The sequence below is a fragment of the Streptomyces sp. SM11 genome, from assembly GCF_002910905.1.
Classification (GTDB): Bacteria; Actinomycetota; Actinomycetes; order Streptomycetales; family Streptomycetaceae; genus Streptomyces.
On the sequence record NZ_NEUE01000051.1, the window covers coordinates 20,037 to 27,475 of the forward strand.

A 7,439-nucleotide genomic window follows, 5' to 3' on the forward strand; every position below is an offset into this window, starting at 1 on the left:
TTCGGCGCGGGTTCAGCGCGAGGTGTCGAACACTTCGTCGCGGGTGTCGGCGAGCGCCCTCTCCAGGGCGCCGCGCAGGACGGGGGTACGGTCGATCTCGCCGACCACCAGCCGCGGCCGGGAGGCGGCGAGCTCGGCCAGCTCGGACTGGATCAGGGAGCGCAGGATCTCGCCGCCGGCCGCGACCGCTCCGCCGGAGAGCACGATCAGCCCGGGGTCCAGGACGGCGGTGACGGAGGCGAGCCCGGTGGCGAGCCGCTGGGCGTACTGGCGCAGCAGCTCGGTGAGGGCCTCGTCCGTCTCGTACGCGGCGGCCGCCCGCGCCAGCAGCTCGGCGGCGACCTTCGCGTACGGCTGCTGCGGGGTGTCGACGCCCAGCGCCTTCGCGAGCCGGGGCACCGCCTGGGCGCCCGCCAGCTCCTGGAAGCCGCCGCTGTTGGCTTCGACGACCTGGCGCACGAGCGGGGTGCCGGGCACCGGCAGGAAGCCGACCTCGCCCGCGCCGCCGGTGAAGCCGCGGTGCAGCCGGCCGTTGATGACGAGGGCGGCGCCGATGCCCTCCTCGTTCCACAGCAGCACGAAGTCCTCGTGGCCGCGGGCCGCGCCCAGGCGCTGCTCGGCGACGGCGACCAGGTTGACGTCGTTCTCGTACTCCACCGGCACCGGCAGGAACGCGGCCAGCTCGTCCAGCAGGGTGGGGGAGTGCCAGCCGGGCAGGTGCGAGGCGTACCGCAGCCGCCCGGTGCCCGGGTCGAAGGCGCCCGGGGTGCCGATGACGATCCGGTGGACGTCGGCGCGGGTGAGCCCGGCGTCCTTCACCGCCCCGTCCAGCGCGTCGGCGACCTGGCGCACCACGCTGTCGGCGCGCCGGCCCGGGGTCGCCAGCTCGAACTCCCCGACGGTCTGCCCGGTCACGTCCGCGACGGCGGCGACGATGCGCCGCCCGTTCACGTCGAGCCCGGCCACATGGGCGGCCCGCGCGTTCACCGTGTAGAGCTGCGCGTTGGGCCCCGGACGCCCCTCGCTGGTCCCGGTGGCGACGACCAGGCCGGCCGCCTCCAGCCGGGCCAGGAGCTGGGACGCGGTGGGCTTGGAGAGGCCGGTCAGCTTCCCGATCCGGGTCCGGGAGAGCGGCCCGTGCTCCAGCAGCAGATCGAGGGCGGCGCGGTCGTTCATGGCCCGCAGCACCCGCGGGGTGCCCGGGGTGCCGGGTGAGCCGGGTGAGCCCGGAGTGGTTCCCGCCATCGTGGATGCACCGCCCTCTGTCAGGAACTCACGTCCGTGACTCTGTTAGGAAAGTTTCCTGTTTGGTGAGGACCGTAGGACGCAGATCACCGGGCCGTCAATGGGTGCCCCCCGTCCGGCAATCAAAGCGTTACCTGACACGGCGACGCCCCCGGCCGCCGTCCTGGGGTCCAGGGGGCGGCCGGGGGCGCTGAGGAAGGTGAGGGCCTACTTGTTCAGGTTCGCCGCCGGCGGTATCGGCGTCGCCGCCATCGTCTGCGGGGAGATCGCCGAGGCGTAGGCGGAAGGAGCGGCCATCCCGGCCGTCGGGTCCGGGCCCCCGCCGTCCGCCTGGAGCGGCAGCGTGCCGACCATGCGGATGCCCGCGTCGTCCAGCGCCTGCTTGATGCGCCAGCGCAGCTCGCGCTCCACACCGATCGCCTTGCCCGGCATCGTCTTCGCGGTGACCCGGACCGTCATCGAGTCCAGCAGGACCGCGTCCAGGCCGAGTACCTCGACCGGACCCCAGAGCCGCTCCGACCAGGGCTCTTCCTTCGTCATCGTGGCGGCGGCGGTGCCGATCGCCTCGCGGACGTGCTCCAGGTTCTCCGCCGGGCGCACCGTGACGTCGACCCCGGCGGTGGACCAGCCCTGGCTGAGGTTGCCTATCCGCTTCACCTCGCCGTTGCGGAGGTACCAGATCGCGCCGTTCTCGCCGCGCAGCTTGGTGACGCGCAGCCCCACCTCGATGACCTCCCCGGAGGCCACCCCCGCGTCGATGCTGTCCCCGACCCCGTACTGGTCCTCAAGAATCATGAAGACGCCGGAGAGGAAGTCCGTGACCAGGTTGCGGGCGCCGAAGCCGAGTGCCACACCCGCGACACCGGCGGAGGCGAGAAGTGGCGCCAGGTTGATCTTGAAGGCGCCCAGGACCATCAGGGCCGCCGTTCCCATGATCATGAACGAGGCCACCGAGCGCAGTACCGAGCCGATCGCCTCCGAGCGCTGACGTCTGCGCTCGGCGTTGACCAGCAGGCCGCCCAGCGCGGTGCCCTGCACTGCCTGGGCGCTGCGGTTCATCCGTTCGATCAGATTGGTCAGGGTGCGCCGGATCAGATAGCGGAGCGTGATCGCGACCGCCACGATCAGCAGGATCCGCAGCCCGGTGCTCAGCCAGGTGGACCAGTTCTCCTCGACCCAGCCCGCGGCGTTTCCGGCCTGTTCGGCGGCGTCGCCCAGCGAGCCGCCCGGCTCGGGAGACGGGGCTGCTGCCAGCAGCGCGGACAGGGACACGACAGGGACCTCCAGGAGGACGACGGTTCGCCGAATACCACTGACGACGGTAGGTCGACAACAGTAACGAAGCCGGGAGAGTGGATCGTTGCCGTCGGGGGAGGAGGGACGGGTCTCACCGGGAACACCTCGCTGTGGCCGATCGCACAGCGCGGACGGCCGCCCAGGTGAAACACCCGTTCGGTACCGCCGAACGGCGCGCGGATCCCGGAGTGAGAAAAATCCTCCCGGCCCGTTACCCGTACGTGGTGGCGCTTTGACCAGGCATGAGGAGAGACTGAGATCGGATCGTCCCGGCGCGAGCCACGCGCCGCCGGCGTACAAGGAGGCATCCACCGTGCCGCACGTCCTGGTTCTCAACGCGTCGTACGAGCCGCTCGGCGTCGTACCGCTCCGCCGCGCGCTCGTCCTCGTCCTGGAGAACAAGGCCATCTGCCTTGAGGAGTCCGGCGCCTTCCTGCACAGTGCCACCCGTGCTGTGCCCGCACCCAGTGTGGTCCGGCTCAAGCGCTTCGTCCGGGTCCCCTACCGGGGCCCCGTCCCCCTGACACGGCGGGCCCTGTTCGCCCGGGACGGCGGGCGCTGCATGTACTGCGGGGCCGCCGCGACCAGCGTCGACCACGTCATCCCGCGCAGCCGCGGCGGGCAGCACGCCTGGGACAACGTGGTGGCGGCCTGCCGCCGCTGCAACCACGTCAAGGCCGACCGCCATCTGCCCGAGCTGGGCTGGCGGCTGCGCCATCAGCCCGCCCCGCCGACCGGCCTGGCCTGGCGGATCATCGGGACCGGGCACCGCGACCCGCGCTGGCTGCCGTATTTGCAACCGTTCGGCGCGGACGACGTGATGGCCCGGATCGACGGCGTTTCCGCCTGAGATTCGGGCTTTCGCCGTCCTCCCCCTGTACGTACGCGGTCAGTCGTCCGCGACCGCGTACGCCTCCACCGACCAGAGGGAGTAGCCGTACTCCGTCGCCCGGCCGTCGCCCTGCACCCGGATGAACCGGGTGTCCTTCGCGTCCATCCGGACCGACTCGCGCCCGCCCCGGCCCTCCGCCACGGTCGCGGTGGTGCGCCAGACGCGGCCGTCGGCGGAGACCTGTACGCGGTAGCGGGAGGCGTACGCGTCCTGCCAGCTCAGCACCACCTGGCCCAGGCGCACCGGCTTCGGCAGCTCGGTCTGCCACCAGGCCCCGTCCTCCACCGGCGAGGACCAGCGGGTCTCCGGGTCGCCGTCGGAGGCCGCCGACGCGGGGAAGTCCGGGGTCTCGTCGCCGGACGACGAGGCCTTCGCCGTACGCGCCAGATCCGGGCCGCCCGTACGCGGGAAGGCCCGCACGGTCAGCGTGGACTCCTGGCCGCCGAAGGCCAGCGGAACCTCGTACTCGCCCGCCGGGGTGTCCGCCGGGACGGTGATGTCCACGGGCACCTCCGTACGGGAGCCGCGCGGCACGGTCGTCTGCTTCGGGACCCGCACCTCGATGCCCTCGGGGGCCTTCGCGGTGAGCTTGCCCTTCACCTCGGCCGGTCGCCGCCCGGCCAGCCGCGCCGCGACCCGCTGGGGCTCTCCGCCGATCTCCGCGTCCGTCTCGCCGTGCGTCAGGTCGAGCGTGGCGGCGGGTTCGTCGCCGAACCACGGCACCAGGGCGCGCACCTGCGGGGACACCGCCAGGACGGCGGGGGCGGGGGGCAGGGCGGGGCTCAGGTACGAGGGCGGGGCGGCCCGGGCGGCCTCCGGCACGGTGACCCGTACGGCGTCCGCGCGCAGCCCCTTCGCGGCGGTCTGGGTGAAGCCGCTCGGCGAGAGCCGTCCCAGGGCCCGCCACCCCTCACCGGGCACGTGGGCCTCCACGACCGCGTCTGCGAGGGCGGCTCCGGGCTCGGCGAGCGCCGTGACGGCCTCCACCGGGCGGGGTCCGTCCAGCCGGACCGTATGGCTGCGGGCGTCCTTCGTGACCCGACCCGAGGCACGGTCGGTGCCGTTCCATCCGGCGGACACCTTCGCCGCCTTGTCCAGGAACGGGTCCAGCACGCCCTTGCCGACCGTGGCCCGGCTCGCTTCGATCTCCTTGCGCAGCGGCTCCAGGGCCAGCTGGGTGCGCCAGGCGGTGGCGCCGTCCCCGGCGGCCTGGGCCTGGAGCAGGTCCACCGCGAGCTCACCGGCCCGGCCGTAGCGGGCCAACTGCTCGGTCCAGGGGCGCACCTCGTCGGTCAGCCGCCCCTCGGCGGGGGTCTTCAGCCGCTCGGGGGCCTCGCGCATCACGGAGAACGCCGCGCGCAGTTCGCTCGCCGCCCGGTCGCGGCGGGAGGCGTCCGCGCGGGAGTTCCAGAAGGCGTCGAACAGGGGCTGGAGGTAGGCGGACTCCTCCGCGCCGAGCACCGATCCCGCGCTGTTCCCGGCCAGCGCCAGCAGCGCGTCCCGGGCGCTCGTGTCCCCGCCCGCCAGATCCTCGACGGCCGCCCGCCACGACTCGTCCGGGCGGTAGCCCTTCGGGTTCCAGGCGAAGTCGGCGGCGGTGAACAGCGGGATCCGCGAGGCGGACGGCTGCTCCATCGCATTGGCCAGCAGCGCCGCCGAACCGCTTGCCACCGCCGGGTCCCGGCCGGTGTACGGGCCGAGGAAGATGCGGTCCTGGGCGTAGTCGTTGACCGGGTAGTTGTCCATCGTCACCAGCGGGTGGCGGAACGCGGCGCGGGCCCCGGCCAGTTCGCCCCCGGTGATCTTCTTCGGCACCACACCGACGCCGGTCCAGGCCACCTGCACCCGGTCGTCCAGCTCGGCCGCCAGCGCGGTGCGGTAGTCGGTGGCCCCGTCCTGGTAGAACTCCGTCGGCAGCACGGACAGCGGGGCCGCGTCCGGGTGCCGTTCCTCCAGATGCCGGGCGAGGGCGCCCGCGACCCGGGCCTGGGCGCGGGCCGCCGCCTTCGGGCCGCTGCCGAAGGTCTCCGCGTCCAGGTCGCAGTGCCACTCGCTGTAGCTGACGTCCTGGAACTGGAGCTGGAAGACGCGGATGCCCAGCGCCCACATGGCGTCGATCTTCTTCGTCAGCGCCTTGACGTCCTGGTCGGACGCCATGCACATCGCCTGACCGGGGGAGAGGGCCCAGCCGAGCGTGACGTGCTCGGTGCGCGCCCGCTCGGCCAGCGCCCGGAAGTCGGCCCGCTTGTCGGCCGGGTACGGCTCGCGCCAGCGTGCCAGCCGGTAGGGGTCGTCGCCCGCCGCGTAGAGATAGCGGTTCTGCTTGGTGCGGCCCATGAAGGAGATCTGGGCGAGCCGCTCCTCGCGGGTCCACGGCTGTCCGTAGAACCCTTCGGCCATGCCGCGTACGGCGGTTCCCGGCCAGTCCCGGACCGTCACGCCGGCCACCGAGCCGTCGGCGACCAGTTGACGCAGGGTCTGGACGGCGTGGAAGAGGCCGTCCCCGCCGAGACCGTCCAGGGCGACGGTGGCGCGTCCGGCGACCCGGCCGACCGCGATCCGGTAGCCACCCGACGGCAGATCGGCCCGGTCGGGAGCGCGCAGCGCCCGCAGTGCCTCGCCGGCTCCCGTGCCGCCGACGCGGACCACGGGCCCGCCGCCCGGCAGGCTCTCGTGCAGGGTCCGGACGCCCGCTCCGCGCAGCAGCGAGCGCGCCTGCTCGACGGCGTACGGATCGGCCTCCGGTGCGGCGACGAGCGTGGCCTCGGAGCCCAGGGGCACGGCGGGCCCGGTGGACTTCATGCTCTGCGGGCGGGGCCACACGGACGGCGTCCGCGCGCTGTCGGCGCGGTCGGCGGTGCCGGCGACGGGCCTGCCGGGATCGGAAGGTGCGGCCGTCGCGGCCGGAGCGACGGAGACGGACCCGATGAGTCCGCCGATCACAGCGGCGGCCACGGCCGCCGCCTGCCTTCTGCGCCCGATCCGCACGTCGCGCTTCCCTTCGTACGTACCCGCTGCCAGCGAATGGACCGCCGTGTCGACCGCCTCGGCCCGCAGACGGTGGAACCCGGCGGGGTCCGAGCCCACCACCCGGGCGCGAGGGTGTCAATGCGCTCGGCCGTTCTGCCTCACTTGCCGGGAATAGTGGCACCTTCGGGCCCTATGGGGCTGGTGTGGCGGCCGGAAGTGACTGAAAGTGACCCATACTCGGCACCCGGGGGAACAGAATGTGACCCAGAGCACGTTGGGCTCGTTGTCATAACGCCTGCATCACGTCCACGTCTGCCCTGGCGAGGTCTGGGTAGGTCTGCTGTGTCCTGTTCTCCATGGCCAGGAGGCCACCATGCCCGCTGCCGCGCAGCTTCTGCTCTCCGCCCTCTCCAAACAGGTACCCGCCCAGTCCGATTCCGGGCCGCTGACCAGCGGACTTCCCCTTGCCGAAGTCGCCCACCTGATCAGCGGGCCGCCACTCGCCGATGTCTCCCTCCTGCTCGGTGAATCCTCGTTCGCCGATTCCGGGCCGCTGACCAGCGAGCCTCCGCTCGCCGATGCCACCCCTCTCACGAGCGAGCCTCCGCTCGCCGCCGTCGCCCCTCTGACCAGCGAGCCGACCGCACCCGGCACCGCAGGGGGCATGGAGTTCCCAGGAGTCTGAATGGGCTTGTCCCGGCTCGCCGCACTGCACGGTGTCGCCACCTCCTACTCCCCGTCGCCGGATGTCACGGTGTCCGTCCCCGACGACACGGTCATCGCCGTGCTCGCCGCGCTGGGCGTCGACGCCGGCACTCCTGCGGACGTACGGAAGTGCCTCGCCGCCGCGGAGTCCCGCTCGCGCCTGCTGCCGCCGACCGTGGTGGTGTGGGCCGGCGAGCCCCTGCCGCCCGCCCTGGCCGGACTGCCCCCCGGCTCGACCGTCACGGTCGAGCCGGAGCCGCCCGAGGCCCAGGGACACCCCTCGGACCGCCCGCCCGCGCCGCTGAGCATGCGGACCCGGGCGGCGGCGGCC

5 protein-coding genes and 1 pseudogene are annotated in these 7,439 nt (G+C 73.5%); 3 read left to right on the forward strand and 3 right to left on the reverse strand.

What is annotated here, in order from left to right; all coding sequences use genetic code 11:
* Window positions 1–12: 12 nt before the first annotated feature.
* Window positions 13–1,245 carry an ROK family transcriptional regulator gene (locus B9S58_RS03060; protein ID WP_103530601.1) on the reverse strand — a complete coding sequence of 411 codons (1,233 nt, stop codon included), beginning with the start codon at window positions 1,243–1,245 and terminating at the stop codon, window positions 13–15.
* 207 nt (window positions 1,246–1,452) lie between these two features.
* The gene (locus tag B9S58_RS03065) at window positions 1,453–2,517 is read right to left on the reverse strand and encodes a mechanosensitive ion channel family protein (RefSeq protein ID WP_103530602.1); all 1,065 of its coding nucleotides are present in this window, start codon (window positions 2,515–2,517) and stop codon (window positions 1,453–1,455) included.
* A 337-nt stretch (window positions 2,518–2,854) separates the two neighbouring features.
* Here B9S58_RS03065 and B9S58_RS03070 point away from each other — a divergent pair, with 337 nt between their 5' ends.
* The gene (locus B9S58_RS03070; RefSeq protein WP_006124472.1) at window positions 2,855–3,391 is read left to right on the forward strand and encodes an HNH endonuclease; all 537 of its coding nucleotides are present in this window, start codon (window positions 2,855–2,857) and stop codon (window positions 3,389–3,391) included.
* 39 nt (window positions 3,392–3,430) lie between these two features.
* On the opposite strand, the gene B9S58_RS03075 is transcribed toward B9S58_RS03070, so the two are convergent.
* The gene (locus tag B9S58_RS03075) at window positions 3,431–6,421 is read right to left on the reverse strand and encodes a beta-N-acetylglucosaminidase domain-containing protein (protein WP_103530606.1); all 2,991 of its coding nucleotides are present in this window, start codon (window positions 6,419–6,421) and stop codon (window positions 3,431–3,433) included.
* A gap of 355 nt (window positions 6,422–6,776) precedes the next feature.
* On the opposite strand from B9S58_RS03075, the gene B9S58_RS03080 reads away from it, so the two are divergent.
* On the forward strand, window positions 6,777–7,088 hold the full coding sequence (locus tag B9S58_RS03080) for a hypothetical protein (protein ID WP_103530603.1): 312 nt from the start codon (window positions 6,777–6,779) through the stop codon (window positions 7,086–7,088).
* A pseudogene (locus B9S58_RS03085) lies at window positions 7,089–7,439 on the forward strand (4-alpha-glucanotransferase); the annotation flags it as partial.